The organism is Agrobacterium salinitolerans, from assembly GCF_027498475.1.
GTDB lineage: Bacteria > Pseudomonadota > Alphaproteobacteria > Rhizobiales > Rhizobiaceae > Agrobacterium > Agrobacterium salinitolerans.
In genome coordinates, this window is the sequence record NZ_JAPZLN010000005.1 from 40,625 (window position 1) to 55,197 (window position 14,573).

Annotated in this window: 12 protein-coding genes; 8 read left to right on the forward strand and 4 right to left on the reverse strand. The window is 58.4% G+C overall.

Annotated elements, in window-relative coordinates:
* Window positions 1–34: 34 nt before the first annotated feature.
* The 4 genes from O9X91_RS17970 to O9X91_RS17985 all read right to left on the reverse strand — a co-directional run bounded on the left by O9X91_RS17970 (window position 35) and on the right by O9X91_RS17985 (window position 4,739).
* On the reverse strand, window positions 35–1,540 hold the full coding sequence (locus O9X91_RS17970) for a TRAP transporter large permease (RefSeq protein WP_162520530.1): 1,506 nt from the start codon (window positions 1,538–1,540) through the stop codon (window positions 35–37).
* Between the two features lie 18 nt (window positions 1,541–1,558).
* Window positions 1,559–2,107 carry a TRAP transporter small permease subunit gene (locus O9X91_RS17975; RefSeq protein ID WP_077983156.1) on the reverse strand — a complete coding sequence of 183 codons (549 nt, stop codon included), beginning with the start codon at window positions 2,105–2,107 and terminating at the stop codon, window positions 1,559–1,561.
* A 244-nt stretch (window positions 2,108–2,351) separates the two neighbouring features.
* Window positions 2,352–3,278 carry an MYG1 family protein gene (locus O9X91_RS17980; protein WP_173991577.1) on the reverse strand — a complete coding sequence of 309 codons (927 nt, stop codon included), beginning with the start codon at window positions 3,276–3,278 and terminating at the stop codon, window positions 2,352–2,354.
* Window positions 3,279–3,605: 327 nt separating this feature from the next.
* On the reverse strand, window positions 3,606–4,739 hold the full coding sequence (locus O9X91_RS17985) for an ROK family transcriptional regulator (RefSeq protein WP_269825282.1): 1,134 nt from the start codon (window positions 4,737–4,739) through the stop codon (window positions 3,606–3,608).
* Window positions 4,740–5,029: 290 nt separating this feature from the next.
* Here O9X91_RS17985 and O9X91_RS17990 point away from each other — a divergent pair, with 290 nt between their 5' ends.
* From O9X91_RS17990 to O9X91_RS18025, 8 genes are all read left to right on the forward strand, one after another.
* Window positions 5,030–6,022 carry an ABC transporter substrate-binding protein gene (locus tag O9X91_RS17990; protein ID WP_077983154.1) on the forward strand — a complete coding sequence of 331 codons (993 nt, stop codon included), beginning with the start codon at window positions 5,030–5,032 and terminating at the stop codon, window positions 6,020–6,022.
* 114 nt (window positions 6,023–6,136) lie between these two features.
* Window positions 6,137–7,222: an ABC transporter ATP-binding protein gene (locus O9X91_RS17995; protein WP_269834358.1), complete on the forward strand. Its 1,086-nt coding sequence runs from the start codon at window positions 6,137–6,139 to the stop codon at window positions 7,220–7,222.
* Window positions 7,219–8,904, forward strand: a complete 1,686-nt coding sequence (locus tag O9X91_RS18000) for an ABC transporter permease (RefSeq protein ID WP_142913302.1) — start codon at window positions 7,219–7,221, stop codon at window positions 8,902–8,904. The genes O9X91_RS17995 and O9X91_RS18000 overlap by 4 nt, the downstream gene beginning before the upstream one ends.
* A gap of 81 nt (window positions 8,905–8,985) precedes the next feature.
* Window positions 8,986–9,948, forward strand: a complete 963-nt coding sequence (locus O9X91_RS18005) for a hypothetical protein (RefSeq protein ID WP_269834021.1) — start codon at window positions 8,986–8,988, stop codon at window positions 9,946–9,948.
* Between the two features lie 170 nt (window positions 9,949–10,118).
* A complete protein-coding gene (locus tag O9X91_RS18010; RefSeq protein WP_077983152.1) occupies window positions 10,119–10,934 on the forward strand; it encodes a DUF2189 domain-containing protein in 816 nt (271 codons plus the stop codon).
* Between the two features lie 278 nt (window positions 10,935–11,212).
* Window positions 11,213–12,028, forward strand: a complete 816-nt coding sequence (locus O9X91_RS18015; protein ID WP_269834020.1) for a cytochrome c oxidase subunit II — start codon at window positions 11,213–11,215, stop codon at window positions 12,026–12,028.
* A gap of 55 nt (window positions 12,029–12,083) precedes the next feature.
* The gene (locus O9X91_RS18020) at window positions 12,084–13,862 is read left to right on the forward strand and encodes a cytochrome c oxidase subunit I (RefSeq protein ID WP_077983150.1); all 1,779 of its coding nucleotides are present in this window, start codon (window positions 12,084–12,086) and stop codon (window positions 13,860–13,862) included.
* Window positions 13,859–14,563: a cytochrome c oxidase subunit 3 gene (locus tag O9X91_RS18025; RefSeq protein ID WP_077983149.1), complete on the forward strand. Its 705-nt coding sequence runs from the start codon at window positions 13,859–13,861 to the stop codon at window positions 14,561–14,563. Before O9X91_RS18020 ends, O9X91_RS18025 begins: the two co-directional genes overlap by 4 nt.
* Window positions 14,564–14,573 lie beyond the last annotated feature (10 nt).

Here is a 14,573-nt window from a genome sequence, read left to right on the forward strand (position 1 = left end):
TGTTACGGGGGGCGCTTCCGCGCCCGGCCGATTGTCAGGGCGCGCCCGGCTTTCCAAAGCTCGGTGCGCTGTTGCCCGGCGCCAGGAAAGGATTGGCGAAAGGATCGGCGTCCGTACCTGCGCCCGGCATCGGTACATTGATATGGACGGCGGAAGGATCGGCCTGTTTCACGCCTGACTTGTAGTGCATCACGATGCCGGGGAAGGCGATGATGATGATGACCATGGTCAGCTGGATGAACAGATAGGGAATGGCGCCCAGATAGATCTGGGACGAGGTGACCGGCTGGATGGTCTGTCCGGTGATCCGGTCCTTGTAGGCGCGCGTGGGTGCAACGGACCGCAGGAAGAACAGCGAAAAACCGAAGGGCGGGTGCATGAACGACGTCTGCATGTTGACGGCCAGCATCACGCCGAACCAGATCAGATCGATGCCAAGCGCATCGGCGACCGGCGCCAGCAGCGGGATGATGATGAAGGCCAATTCGAAATAGTCGAGGAAGAAGGCCAGGAAAAAGACCAGCAGGTTGGCGACGATCAGAAAGCCGATCTCGCCGCCCGGAACCGACGTCATCAGATGCTCGACCCAGACATGGCCGTTCACGCCATAGAAGGTCAGGGAAAAGACACGCGCGCCGAGCAGGATGAGCAGAACGAAGGACGACAGCTTTGCCGTGGCGTACAGAGACTGCTGGATCAGCCCGAAATTGAGCTTGCGGTTGGCAAGCGCAAGGGCGAGCGCGCCGACAGCACCCATGGCGCCGCCTTCCGTGGGTGTGGCGATGCCGAGGAAGATCGTGCCAAGCACGAGGAATATCAAGACGAGCGGCGGTACCAGCGAGGTTATGACCTTGAGCAAGAGCTTGGTGCCGCGCAGGGTCCGCGCCTCCGGCGGCAGGGCCGGGACTTTCGTCGGACTGATGATCGAGGTCACGATGATATAGACCGTATAGGCGGCCACGAGCATGAGACCCGGAACGAGCGCGCCCTTGTACATGTCGCCCACTGAACGGCCGAGCTGGTCAGCCAGCACGATCAGTACGAGGCTGGGCGGGATGACCTGCGCCAGTGTGCCGGAAGCCGCAATCGTGCCGGCGGCGACCTTGCGGTCATATCCATAGCGCAACATGATGGGAAGCGAGATGAGGCCCATCGAAATAACCGAGGCGGCGACGACGCCGGTGGTGGCGGCCAGAATTGCCCCGACGAAGATGACGGCGAAGGCGATGCCGCCGCGGACCGGTCCAAACAGCTGGCCGATCGTGTCCAGCAAGTCCTCCGCCATGCCGCTCTTTTCAAGAATGAGCCCCATGAAGGTGAAGAACGGGATGGCCAGCAGCGTTTCATTCGACATCTGGCCGAATATGCGATCGGGGATGGCCTGGAACAGCGTCACTGGCAGCAGGCCGAGCTCTATTCCGACAAAGCCGAAGAAAAAGCCGACGAAGGCCAGGGCGAAGGCGACGGGGTAGCCGAGCAAAAGCACGATGATGAGCGCCGCAAACATGATGGGCGCGAGATTTTCCGCAATGAATGCCATTGTTGTTGTTTCCTTCGATCAGAGCAGTGCGGCGGCGGCGTCAGCCGCTGCAACCGGATCGGGGATATCGCCGCGCAGGATCGCGACACGCTTGATGAGTTCCGAAACGCCCTGAATGGCCAGCAGGCTGAAGCCAATCGGTATCAGCGCCCAGACGGGCCATTGAATGAGGCCGCCCGTGTTGTTCGAAACCTCACCGGACGCAAGTTTCTGCAGAAACACCGGCCAGGAAAGATAGACCGTGATGAGGCAGAAAGGCATGAGAAAGAAGATGGTCCCGAGAATATCGACCCACAGCTGCCCCTTGCGCGGAAGACTTCCATAGACCAGATCCACCTTCACATGCTCGTTGTTGAGAAGCGTATAGGCGGCGGCGATCAGAAACACGGCGGAAAACAAATACCACTGCGATTCAAGCCAGGCGTTGGAGCTCATCGAAAACGCCTTGCGCATGGCTGCATTGACGGCGCTGATAAAAATGGCCGCGAGAAGCAGCCAGGAAACACCTTTGCCAATGGCTGCATTGGCGGCATCAATGGCACGCGAAGCGGCCAACAGAAATTTCATGACATCCTCCCCGAAAGCGGTCGCGTATTCCTCAATACGTGTGTGACCGCCATAATTCGGGCAGGATAACCACGGCGGCCCGATGCTCAAGGGCGCGCGCCGGCGAACTTCTCAGGACGTACCAAGAACTGGGTATGGGCAAGATCAAAACCCACATCCAGGCATATGTTTCGCCTCCCGCTGTTCGTTCCAGGAGGCGTTTTTGCGGCGCGTACGGTCGGTATCGCGATTGGCGACCATGCCACTATTTGGTTGCGGTCGCCTCCTTTACCGCCAACGCCGCCATGGCCAGTGCAGCATCGCGGGTTCTCGCCGCTGCGACAAACCGGCCGTTGTGGCAGAAGCTTGCGCCTTCGACGCCGCAAACCGCTTCCAGATCCTTATCCGTCAGGCCTGCCCAGGCGGCCGGCAAATCCGCCCGCAGCTCAAAACCTTCATCCGCGCGACGAATGCCGGTAAGGCACCAGTCGTTGTGACGTGGATGAACGACGAAAAGCAAATGGTCCGCCCCCGCCTTCACGATGGCGGGCCGGAACGGCATGCCCACCGGCAGTTCCAGAATATGTCCCTCGCCGGCATCCGCGATAGCCCGGTTTACCAGCGTCTCGGCCCGCAATTTCGCGGCGCTGTTGGCAATCTTTGCCTCCACGAAGCTGCGGGCGATGGCCAACGCCGCGTGGAAACTGCGATTGTCCGCTTCGGGATCTGTCTCGTCGAAAACAGGCTTCAGAGTTTCGAGCAGGACGGGCAGGGTCAGTCCCGCGAGCGGCCCGGCTGTGGAGGGGCTGAGCGCACCGTTGTCGACCAGATCGACCGGCAGCACGAAGCTGGCGTCGAAAGAGGCGTGAATGGTTTCGATATGGTCTTCCGGAACGCCAAAGGCGGCAAGATAATCGCGGCCGAAATGCTTCCAGATCAGTCCGAACGAACTATAGGGCTGACCGTCCTTGCGCAACGGCGCGCCGCGCTGGTGGTGATCAAAGGCTCCCTTTGCTGCGTCATAAGAGCCGCCGACGTCGTAGACGATGCGATCTGCGCCGGGTGCGATCCATTCGGGCGCCCTGCTGCGGATCAGGCGTGCCTGTGGGAAAAGCCGCGTCAGCACAACGCTCGACAGCAGTTCGTCGGCATGGAAGCCACCGGAATGGGTGACGAGGAAGTCCGGTATCATGTCAGGATGCGCCTTGTTGTTTGCGGAAGGTCCGCCTGAGAGTGGCACCTGATAACCTTTGCCGGAGGTCATCTCAACCCGCTATTCGCCATGGAGGCTAAAAGCAATGACATGCTGGATGTGGTGATGTGTGGGAAGGGTGGTTTGCGAAAGCGCCAAAGAATTTGCCGGGTCGTGCGCCCTGCTCGCCATCTTCGACGCCAACGCGGCGATTTCATTTAACACAAAGGGAGCGGAATCGCGCGGTGACTTCTATATTCAGGGGCGTTTCTGGACGATGGAGGCTCTTCTGGACAATACACTGGGGCACGTAACGGCCATGAGGCGTCATGCCCAGCCCTTCAGCGCCCGCCCGGAATAATAGCTGGGCGTGATGGCGCGGTAGATCGGTATGCTGGCGGCGCCCAGGTGAGGCAAGTCGCTCATGATCGATTTGCGTATCTCCGGCGGCTCGACGAAAAAATCCTCGCCGAGTATATCCAGAGAGCCGATACGCCGCACGATATGTTCGACAATCCAGTCCGGCAGCGATCCACCGAAAATGATGGCTGCCGGATCCATCGTGCGGGCGACTGTCAAAGAAAGCAGGCGGAGCTGATCCGTTGCCCGTTCAAGCCAGGACGCCACGGCGGGATGGTCGGCATAACTCTCGTCAATATCCTTCAGACGTCGAATGGCGACGCCCTGAGCAGCCAGAGTGTCGCACAAGTCCTGTCCCGAGGGGCGGGGATGGGATTTTGGAAACAGTCCGCCGAATTCGCCGGCATTGCCATTGGTGCCGCGATAGAGATGGCGCTGCACCACCAGCGCACCACCGATGCCATATGTCAGCCAGATCATCGCGAAGTTTCGGATATTGCGGCCTGCACCATAATAGAGTTCGGAAAGAATGACGGTATTGCCGTCATTTTCGTGAAAGACCGGGAAATCGAAATAGGGCTGAAAGTCCTTGTCGACGTCGATATCGCGCCAGCTTTCGAACTGCTTGATGCGGAAGACATGGCCGCGATCCCGCTTGAAATGGCCGGGAAAGCTGATGCCGCAGCCTAGCACATCTTTTTTTCTTATCTTCGCTTTTTCAAGCACTTGCCGGGCGGCCGCCTCGGCCATCTCCATAATGTGCTCGAAACTGTGCCCCTCCAGTTCCGATCTGATTTCCTGTCTTATCGTGCCATTGAGATCGGCCACGCAGACACGCAGATCGTCAGGATTGAAGTAGACCCCCAGCGTGAAAAGCCCGTTCGGGTTGATTTCGATGGCTGTGGAGGGTTTCCCCCGTTTGCCGTCATTGCGGGCTTCCTCCGCTTCGATGATGAGGCCGGATTCCAGCAGATTGGCCGTCAGGCGGGTAAGGGTCGGTGCGGAAACATCCATTTCGCGCGCCAGTTCGATGCGCGACATGCCTCCCTTGCCGCGCAGAATCTCGAGCAGACGCCGCTCATTGTAGCCGAGATCGATCAAACAAGTCTCCCGCGAGAAATTATGCCTGATGATTAGCGAAAATTACGCGATTGTATACCGCGTTTCACCGCAAAAACTGGCATTGAAATTGGGCGGCTGTAAGTCAAAAACAGGAAATAATGTGGTTTTTCAATAGGATATTTTATTGTCATAATCGAAATAAATTTCGGCTTGACTAATTAATTTACGTAAAGAAAATAAATAGCAGACAACGGGTAGCGACAGGCAAAACCAAAAAAAATCATGTCGCAGGGCCGGTCTGTCAGGGAACAAAAAAACGGAGCCCCCTCATGCGTCAATCATGCACTATTTTCGCGCGCCTTTTTGCCGGCGCCACTTTCCTTGCCAGCGCGGCTTTCGCTCATGCCGAAGGCAGCGTCGTGGTCTATTCCGCTGCCCCGCAGCAGCTCATGGACGAATTGCTGCCCATGTTCGAAAAGAAAACCGGCACCAAGGTCGAGCTTGTCAAAGCCGGATCGGGCGAGCTGATGAACCGCATCAAGGCGGAGAGCGGCAAGCCGGCGGGCGACGTGATCTGGAGCGTCGACGGGACGGTTATCGATTTCTCCGCCGACCTTTTCGAGCCATACAAGCCGGTTGAGGCTGCATCGATCAACCCGGCCTTCTCACCGAGCACGAATTGGGTGCCTTTCACGGCTGTCGTCACGGCCTTTATCGTTAATAAGGAGGCCCTGAAAGGCGCTCCCGTTCCGACGTCCTGGGCCGATCTGGCAAAGCCGGAATATAAGGGCCTGATTTCTTCGGCCCGCGCCGATCAGTCCGGCTCGGCTTATATTCAGATGGCAACGGTATTGCAGGATTTCGACAGTGAGGAAAAAGGCTGGGAAATTTATACCGGCATCCTCACCAACTCTGTTCTTTCCACCTCTTCAGGCGCGGTGCCGCGTTTCGTCAACGATGGCGAACAGGCCGTTGGCATTACGCTGGAAGATGCCGCGCTGCGCTACAAGCTCGGCAACGCGCCGGTCGAGATCGTTTATCCGAAAGAGGGTACGGCAATCGCGCCTGACGGCATGGCGCTCGTCAAGGGAGCGCCGAATGCTGACAATGGCAAGGCTTTCATCGATTTCATCGTCTCCAAGGAAGCGCAGGAAATCGTAGTGAAGGCGGGTCGTCGCTCGGTTCGAACCGATGTTCCCGCCAATCCGGCGCTTGTTCCGCTGGCCGATGTTCCCGATGCGAAATACGATTTCAAATGGGCTGCAGACAATCGCGCGCGTCTGATGGAAAAGTGGAACGAGACATTGCTCGACGTTCAGTAAGATAATTGCCGGGGACGGCGCAGCGGCGACCGTCCCCCTTTATTTCATTCACAATTCGCTTTTCGTTTGTCCAGCGTGGTCACGGGCCGTGCAGGATCTGTCATGGAGCAGCACATGGCCGCCGTGGAAATTACCAGCATCAAGAAAAGTTACCGGGATGTCGTCGCTCTCTCCGACATCAATATCTCCATCCCCTCGGGATCGTTCTTTACGCTTCTCGGTCCGAGCGGATGCGGCAAGACGACCCTCCTGCGCACGATTGCGGGGTTTCACCAGCAGGATAGCGGCAGTATCAGCATCGAAAGACAGGCGATCGAACATGTGCCCGCACACAAGCGCGATGTCGGCATGGTTTTTCAGGATTATGCGGTCTTCCCGCATATTTCCGTCTTCGACAACATCGCCTTCGGTTTGAAGCAGCGCAAGGCGTCTTCCTCCGAGATTCGCGAACGGGTCGGCAAGATTCTCGACATCGTGCAGCTCGCTCCCTACGCCAAGCGCATGCCGCATGAATTATCCGGCGGTCAGCAGCAGCGTGTCGGCCTTGCGCGTGCGCTCGTCATCAATCCCAAAGTGCTGCTGATGGACGAGCCGCTATCCAACCTCGATGCGAAACTGCGTGTGGATCTGCGGCGCGAGCTGCGCGAAATCCAGCAAGCCATGAACATTACCACGGTTTATGTGACCCATGATCAGGAGGAGGCGCTTGCCATGTCCGATCTCGTCTGTGTGATGTATGGCGGCGTCATCCAGCAGGCCGCAGCCCCCTGGGAGGTTTACAACAACCCCGCCAATCGTTTCGTCGCCTCCTTTGTGGGGGCAAACAATTTCCTGACGCTGGATCGTGCGGGTGGGCGGACCTCCATTTCCGGGCACGGCGTAGGGTTGCCGCAGGTCGACGCCATTGCGCCGCAACGAACGGTCGTTGCCGCCATCCGTCCCGAAGCCATTACCGTCGGTTCGCCTGCGACAGATGGTGAAGGCCGCATCGAACTGCCTGTCACCATAAGGCAGGTCAGCTTCACCGGCCGCGAGATGAATGTCGCCGCGGTGCTGTCGTCGGGAGAGGAAATCGAGGCGATCACCAAGCCGTCGCCTGACATCATCGCCCTTCAGCCCGGCCAGAAAACGGTTTTCTCCTGGTCTGCCGGTGATACCAAGCTCTTCGGTGAAGGCGTTACCGGGGAGCGCCTGTCATGACGGATTTGACCGCGACTTCAATGCCCGGAGGTTTTCGTTTGCGGCTGCCGGGTTTCTGGACAAGCGTGACGGTGCTTGCCGTTATCCTTTTGGCTGTCTTCCTGGTCCTGCCGATCTTTAGCGTATTCTTCATCAGTTTCTTCGACGCCAAGACGGGTGCTTTCGGTTTCGGCAACTATGTGCAGGTGCTGACGCGACGTTTTTATACCGTGGCATTGTGGAATACGTTGGTCATCGGCGTGCTCGGCATGTTGGGGGCCTGCCTGCTCGGTATTCCGCTTGCCTTCTGCACCTCGCGTTACCGCATTAAGGGCCGTACATTCATTGCCACCTTCGCGGTGCTGGTTCTATGTGCACCGCCCTTCATCGGCGCCTATGCCTGGATCATGCTGTTCGGCGCCAACGGCGCAGTCACCAATCTCCTGTCTTTCGCCGGTATTTCCTTGCCGACCATTTACGGGATACCCGGCATCGTGATGGTCTTCAGCCTGAAGTTCTTTCCCTATATTTTCCTGATGACGGAAAATGCGCTGAACACCATCAACAAATCTTATGAGGATGCGGCGGAAAACCTCGGTTGCACGGCGTTCCAACGGTTCCGCAAGATCACCTTGCCGCTGGTCTTTCCGGCAGTCAGCACCGGCGCGATCATCTGCTTCGTCTTGTCCATCGCAGATTTCGGAACGCCGGCAATCCTCGGCAAGGGCATCAGGACGCTCTCGACCATAGCCTATGCGCAATATACCTCCGAAATGGCGGGCACGCCGACCATGGCAGTCACGATTTCCATGGTGATGATCGCTATTTCCATGGCCGCACTTCTGTTGCAGCGGCACATTCTCGCCAAACGCCGTTACGCCAGTTCTCTGACGAACCGGCCGGTTAAACAGCCCATGCGCCCGTTGAAATCGTTCATCGTGCACGGCTTCTGCTATCTGGTCGTCTTTGTCGCCATGCTACCGTCCCTTACGGTCATCTACACATCGTTCCTTGCGACGAACGGCCCTGTCTTCACAGGCGGTTTCGGGTTGGACAGCTATGCCCGCATTCTTCGCGATTCACCGCAGGCGATTGCCAACAGCTTCACCTTTGCGATTGCAGCCGTGGTGTTGATCGCCATCGTTTCCGGCCTGCTCTCATTCATCGTGGTCAGGCGGGACAATGCAGTATCGGGTTCGCTCGATCTTCTGCTGATGGTACCCTATCTGATACCCGGCGTCGTCATGGCAATCGGCTACGTCACGACGTTCCGTTATCCGCCTTTCGACATCACTGGCACGGCGCTCATCATCATCCTGTTGGTGTTTATCCGCCGCCTGCCTTACGGCGTCCGCTCCACGACCTCGATCCTGCGGCAGATCAAACCTTCCATCGAGGAGGCTGCGGTCAATCTCGGCGCTTCTCCGGCAAAGACGTTCATATCGGTGACGGTGCCGCTGATGTTGCCAGGTCTCATCATCGGTTCCTTGATGAGCTTCATCACCGCCATCAACGAATTGTCCTCGACGCTGATCCTCTACACGGCGCGGACGATTACGATGCCCGTGCTGATCTATATTCAGGTTATTGACGGCGAGTTCGGCACGGCCGCGGCTCTTTCCACCTTGCTTCTCGTCAGCACCGGACTTTGCGTCTTCGTCGTCTTCCGGCTTTCGGAAGACAAGGAAGCCTCTTTCGTCTGAAGCCATCAAACATCATTCAAAACTGCAGCAGCGGCGACCCATGTGTCGCCGCCAGCCTCCCTCTGCAAGGACACCGGAAAGATGAATATCGCGAGCTTTTCGCAATCGAAATACAAGAACGCCGCAAAGCCGGGGGACGATGTGGCGCTTCTCATTCCCGGACGGGTTCTGGCCGTTTTCGACGGCGCGACCGACCCGACCGGAGCAAATTACGGCGGGCTGACTTCCGGCCGCATTGCGGCTCTCGCCGCCGCCAATGCCGTGGCTGAGATGAGCCTTGACGGCAGGCTGGAAACGCTCGCCGCGCCCGCGCTTTTTCAGAATATCAGCGATATCCTGAAAAAGGAGGCGCAGCGCATCAATGCCGGCCATCCGCCATCGACCACCCTGGCGATCGTGGCGGATATGGGCGACAGCTTCCGCCTGCTGCTTGCCGGCGATTCCGGCGTCAGGATCAACGGCACCCATCTGTTTCAGCACACGAAGCTGATCGATACGGTAAGTACTTCGGCGCGTATATTCGTATTCAAACAGCTTCTTGCCGTCATCGGTGACGGTGATGCGGCCGAAGCAAGAACGCGTGCGACGATCTTCTCCGGCCTGCGTTCGGCGGTCGCAAACGGTATCATGACGGCGCGGGATGCGGAAAATGCCGTCACAGCCGCAGCCGGGATGAGCGGTCTTGAGAACGACGTTGAAACGGTCGAGGAATTCCTGATGGGCGGCATCCGTATCCAGCCGCAATTCGCAAACCGGCATGGGCATGTGCTGGGTTACGCCTCGGTGAATGGCGGAACGGTCATGCAGGAGGGGACGGTTGACCTCCGCATTGCCAAAGACGGGCTCTCGAGCGTTGAAATATTCTCCGACGGCTATTTGTCCTTGCCGGCAGGGACGGGTGTTGCGGCCTGGGAAGCGGAATTCGCGCGTGTCGAGGCGGCGGATTTTCACAAGCTGGGCGAGTATCCGTCCGTCAAAGGTTCGACAACGGCGGAGTTCAGTGATGACAGGACCGTCATTTGCCTCAACCTGGCTCAAGGGTAGTCCAGTTGTGCCGACGGCGGGCATCTGATGTCTCCAATTTAAACAACAGGCGACAAAGGCGCCAGAATTTGATAAATTACAAAACAGCCGGTTGCGGTTTTACGCCTCGATAGAAGTCACCGAGCGTTCCTGTACCGCCAGCCGGATCATGGCGCAGGAGGAGAAGTGCTATGACGGCATTCCATGTCATGTCCGGTGCAAGTGGTGAATTTGCCCGCCCGGAAGTCCGTAAGATTGGCATCCCGGATATCGTGGATGCGTTGAAGCTGGGACTTGAGGACTTTAAAGAAAAGCCGTCCCACTATGTTTTTCTCTGTCTTATGTATCCGATCGCCGGTGTTTTTCTGGTGATGTGGAGTTCCGGCGCCAATTTGCTGCCGGTTATTTATCCGCTGATGTCGGGTTTTGCACTGATTGGTCCGATCGCGGCCATCGGGCTTTATGAAATCAGTCGGCGGCGCGAAAAGGGGCTGGATAGCTCCTGGCGGCATGCACTGGAGGTTCGTCACTCTCCGGCCCTGCCGTCTATCATCGCGGTCGCCGTCATGCTGTTGGTGCTTTTCGTCGTCTGGCTGATTGTTGCGCAGAGCATCTACACTGCGACTTTCGATGCGACCGGTCCGGTTTCGCTCTCTACCTTTCTGTCGGACGTATTGACGACCTCGCAAGGTCTCTCCCTCATCATCTGGGGGAATCTCGCGGGTTTCGTTTTCGCGGTCGTCGTGCTGGCGACAACGGTGGTGGCGTTCCCGCTGCTGCTCGACCGGGATGTCGGCGCAGTCGCGGCGGTGGATGCGAGCATCCGCGCCACGCTTGCCAACCCGGTTCCCGTGGCGCTTTGGGGATTGATCGTCGCGGCCTTGCTCGTTGTCGGCACGATCCCGGTTTTTATCGGCCTCGCGGTCGTCATGCCCATCCTCGGCCACTCGACCTGGCACCTCTATCGGAAACTGATCGTGTCCGATTATCCGAGCCGTACGCCTTGAATTGATAGAGGAAATATATCCGTAGATCATCCTTCCTGCCGTTGCGGCCCCGCTGAGGGGAGCCGCGGCGGTTGGAATGGCCACGCAGAGTGCGGGGACGCCATGTGGTATCGTTTTCTTCATATCCGTCTGCTTTTCGCGATTGCCTTCCCGATTGATGCAGGCGCACAGGAAGGAGCCGCTACCATAATTGCTCGCCCGACTCATTTATGAGATAATGCTAATATATTTTGCGATGGGTTTTGGAAGCAGTCGTGGCCGGGTCACGGGAGGAGACGATGGCTGTCGTTGTGGTTCTCGTTCTGCTGGTAGTGGGATCGATCGTGTTCCACCTGCTGAGCCCGTGGTGGTGGACGCCGATAGCGTCGAACTGGAGCTATATCGACAATACGATCATCATCACTTTCTGGATCACCGGCTTCGTTTTCTCCGCCATCGTGCTGTTCGTCGCCTATTGCGTGTTCCGCTTCAGGCACCGCGGCGGAAACCGGGCGGCATATGAGCCTGAAAACAAGCGCCTGGAATGGTGGCTGGCGGGCGGGACCGGGGTTGGGGTGGCGGCGATGCTTTTGCCGGGCCTCTTCGTATGGAACCAGTTCGTAACCGTCCCTGACGGTGCGAGCGAGGTGGAGGTCGTCGGTCAGCAATGGCAATGGAGTTTCCGGCTGCCGGGAGCGGACGGACGGCTCGGGCGGGCGGATACGCGCGCTATTGGACCCAACAATCCGCTCGGCCTGAACAGGAACGACCCCGCCGGAATGGACGATGTCATCGTTGAAGGCGGCGAGTTGCATCTGCCCGCCGGCAGGCCGGTGAAAATGCTGCTGCGCGCGGTCGATGTCGTGCACGATTTTTACGTGCCGGAGTTCCGGGCAAAGATGGACATGATCCCCGGTTCGGTCACCTATTACTGGTTCACGCCGACCCGGACGGGGACATTCGAGGTTCTCTGCGCGGAACTTTGCGGTGTGGGCCATCCGCAGATGCGTGGCACCGTCGTCGTTGATACCGACACCGATTATCAAGCCTGGCTGCAGCAGCAGCCGACTTTCTCGAAATTGCTGGCCTCGGCGGAAACGTCGGCGGCCAGATGAGCGTCGTGCATATTGAGAGGGGAAGACCGCATCGGGGGAACAGGGAGGATGGAACATGGTCGAGATTGGATCCGGCGCCGGGCAGGTCATTCAGCCCGCTGAAGTCGAGGACGTCGAGCTTTATCACCCGAAAAGCTGGTGGACGAAATATGTTTTCAGCCAGGACGCCAAGATCATCGCCATTCAATATTTCCTGACAGCCATCGCAATCGGCATGCTGGCGCTGGTGCTTTCCTGGCTGATGCGCCTGCAGCTCGGTTTTCCCGGCTATTTCTCCTTCATCGACGCGGAGCATTATTATCAGTTCATCACCATGCATGGCATGATCATGGTGATTTACCTGCTCACCGCGCTGTTTCTTGGCGGTTTCGGCAACTATCTGATCCCGCTGATGCTCGGCGCGCGCGACATGGTGTTTCCCTATGCCAATATGCTGAGCTACTGGCTCTACCTCTCCGCCGTCCTTGTGCTGGTGGCCGGTTTCTTCGCACCCGGCGGGCCGACGGGCGCCGGCTGGACGCTCTATCCGCCGCAGGCGCTTCTTTCTGGAACGCCGGGCGGGCGCGACTGGGGCATCATCCTGATGCTGTCATCGCTGATCCTGTTCATCATCGGCTTTACTTTGGGCGGGCTGAATTACGTCGTCACCGTGTTGCAGGGACGCACGCGGGGCATGACGCTGATGCGCATGCCACTGACGATATGGGGCATATTCACGGCGACCGCCATGGCGCTACTCGCTTTCCCGGCGCTCTTCGTCGCCGCCGTCATGATGCTGTTCGACCGGCTGCTCGGCACGAGCTTCTTCATGCCGGCCATCGTGGAGATGGGGGAACAATTGAAGCAGGAGGGCGGCAGTCCCATCCTGTTCCAGCACCTGTTCTGGTTCTTCGGCCATCCGGAAGTCTATATCGTCGCACTTCCCGCCTTCGGCATCGTCTCGGATCTGATCAGCACCCATGCGCGCAAGAATATCTTCGGCTACCGGATGATGGTTTGGGCGATCGTCATCATCGCGGCGCTGAGCTTTGTCGTCTGGGCGCATCACATGTATGTCAGTGGCATGAACCCGAATTTCGGGTTCTTTTTTGCAACCACGACGCTGATCATCGCGGTGCCGACGGCGATCAAGGTCTATAATTGGGTGCTGACGCTCTGGCGCGGCGATATTCATCTCACCCTGCCGATGCTATTTGCGCTCGCCTTCATCGTCACCTTCATCAATGGCGGATTGACCGGCCTATTCCTTGGCAATGTCGTCGTCGATGTGCCGCTTTCGGATACGATGTTCGTGGTCGCCCATTTCCATATGGTGATGGGGGTCGCGCCGATCATGGTGATCTTCGGTGCGATTCACCACTGGTATCCGAAAGTCACGGGCCGGATGCTGAACGAGGCGATGGGGCACGTCCATTTCTGGATCACCTTCCTTGGTGCCTATGCCATCTTCTTCCCGATGCATTATCTCGGGCTGATGGGCGTGCCGCGCCGCTATTACGAGCTGGGCGAAACCGCCTTCATTCCAGATTCGGCGCACACGTTGAACATATTCATCACCGTGGCCGCGCTCATCGTCGGTGCGGCGCAATTGCTGTTCCTGTTCAATCTCGAGTGGAGCCTGCGGTGGGGCAAGAAGGCCGTCGGCAATCCGTGGCGGGCCACGACACTGGAATGGCAGACGCCGCAGACGCCGCCGGTTCATGGCAACTGGGGCAAGGAACTGCCGGTCGTTTATCGCTGGCCGTATGATTACAGCGTGCCCGGCGCGGCTGAGGACTTCCTGCCGCAAAACCAGCCGGCTTCGGCCGGGTCGTCCGAGAGGGCCTTGTCATGAGCGCCATCCTTGTCTTCATGGCCGGTATCGCCGGCATCATCGGCTGGTGGATGGCGCGGCAGCGGCTGGCCTCGAAGCCCTGGCTGGAAGTTGGTCTTGCAGGCGATGCGCCGGAGATGCAGGGATCGTCGGTGACAATTGCGAAACTCGGACTTGGGATATTTCTGGCGGTGGTCGGTGCATTGTTCACCTTGCTCATCAGCGCCTATCTCGGCCGCATGGGCGGCGCCGACTGGTGGGGTATTCCGCTCCCCGGACTGTTATGGGTGAACACCGCGGCGCTCGCCGCCAGCAGTCTGGCGCTGCAATGGGCGAAAACCGAAACCCGTCCGGATCATCGCGACAGGCTGAATGCGGCTCTTGTGACAGCCTTTGCGACGGCTGTTTTCTTTGTGGCCGGTCAATTCCTGGCGTGGAGGCAACTTATCTCCGCAGGCTATATTCTGGCGGATAACCCATCGAACAGCTTCTTCTACATGATTACCGGTCTGCATGGCCTGCATATATTGGGCGGGCTCCTCGTACTTGGGCGCACCGCAATCCGTGCCCGGAGAGAGCCCTTGTCGGCAAGAATGCGCCTGAGTGTGGAGCTGTGCGCGATCTACTGGCATTTCATGCTGGTCGTCTGGCTCATCCTTTTTGCGCTTTTCGCCGGCTGGGCGAATAGTTTTGCCGATCTCTGCCGTCAATTGGTCACCTGAGGAGTGTCGA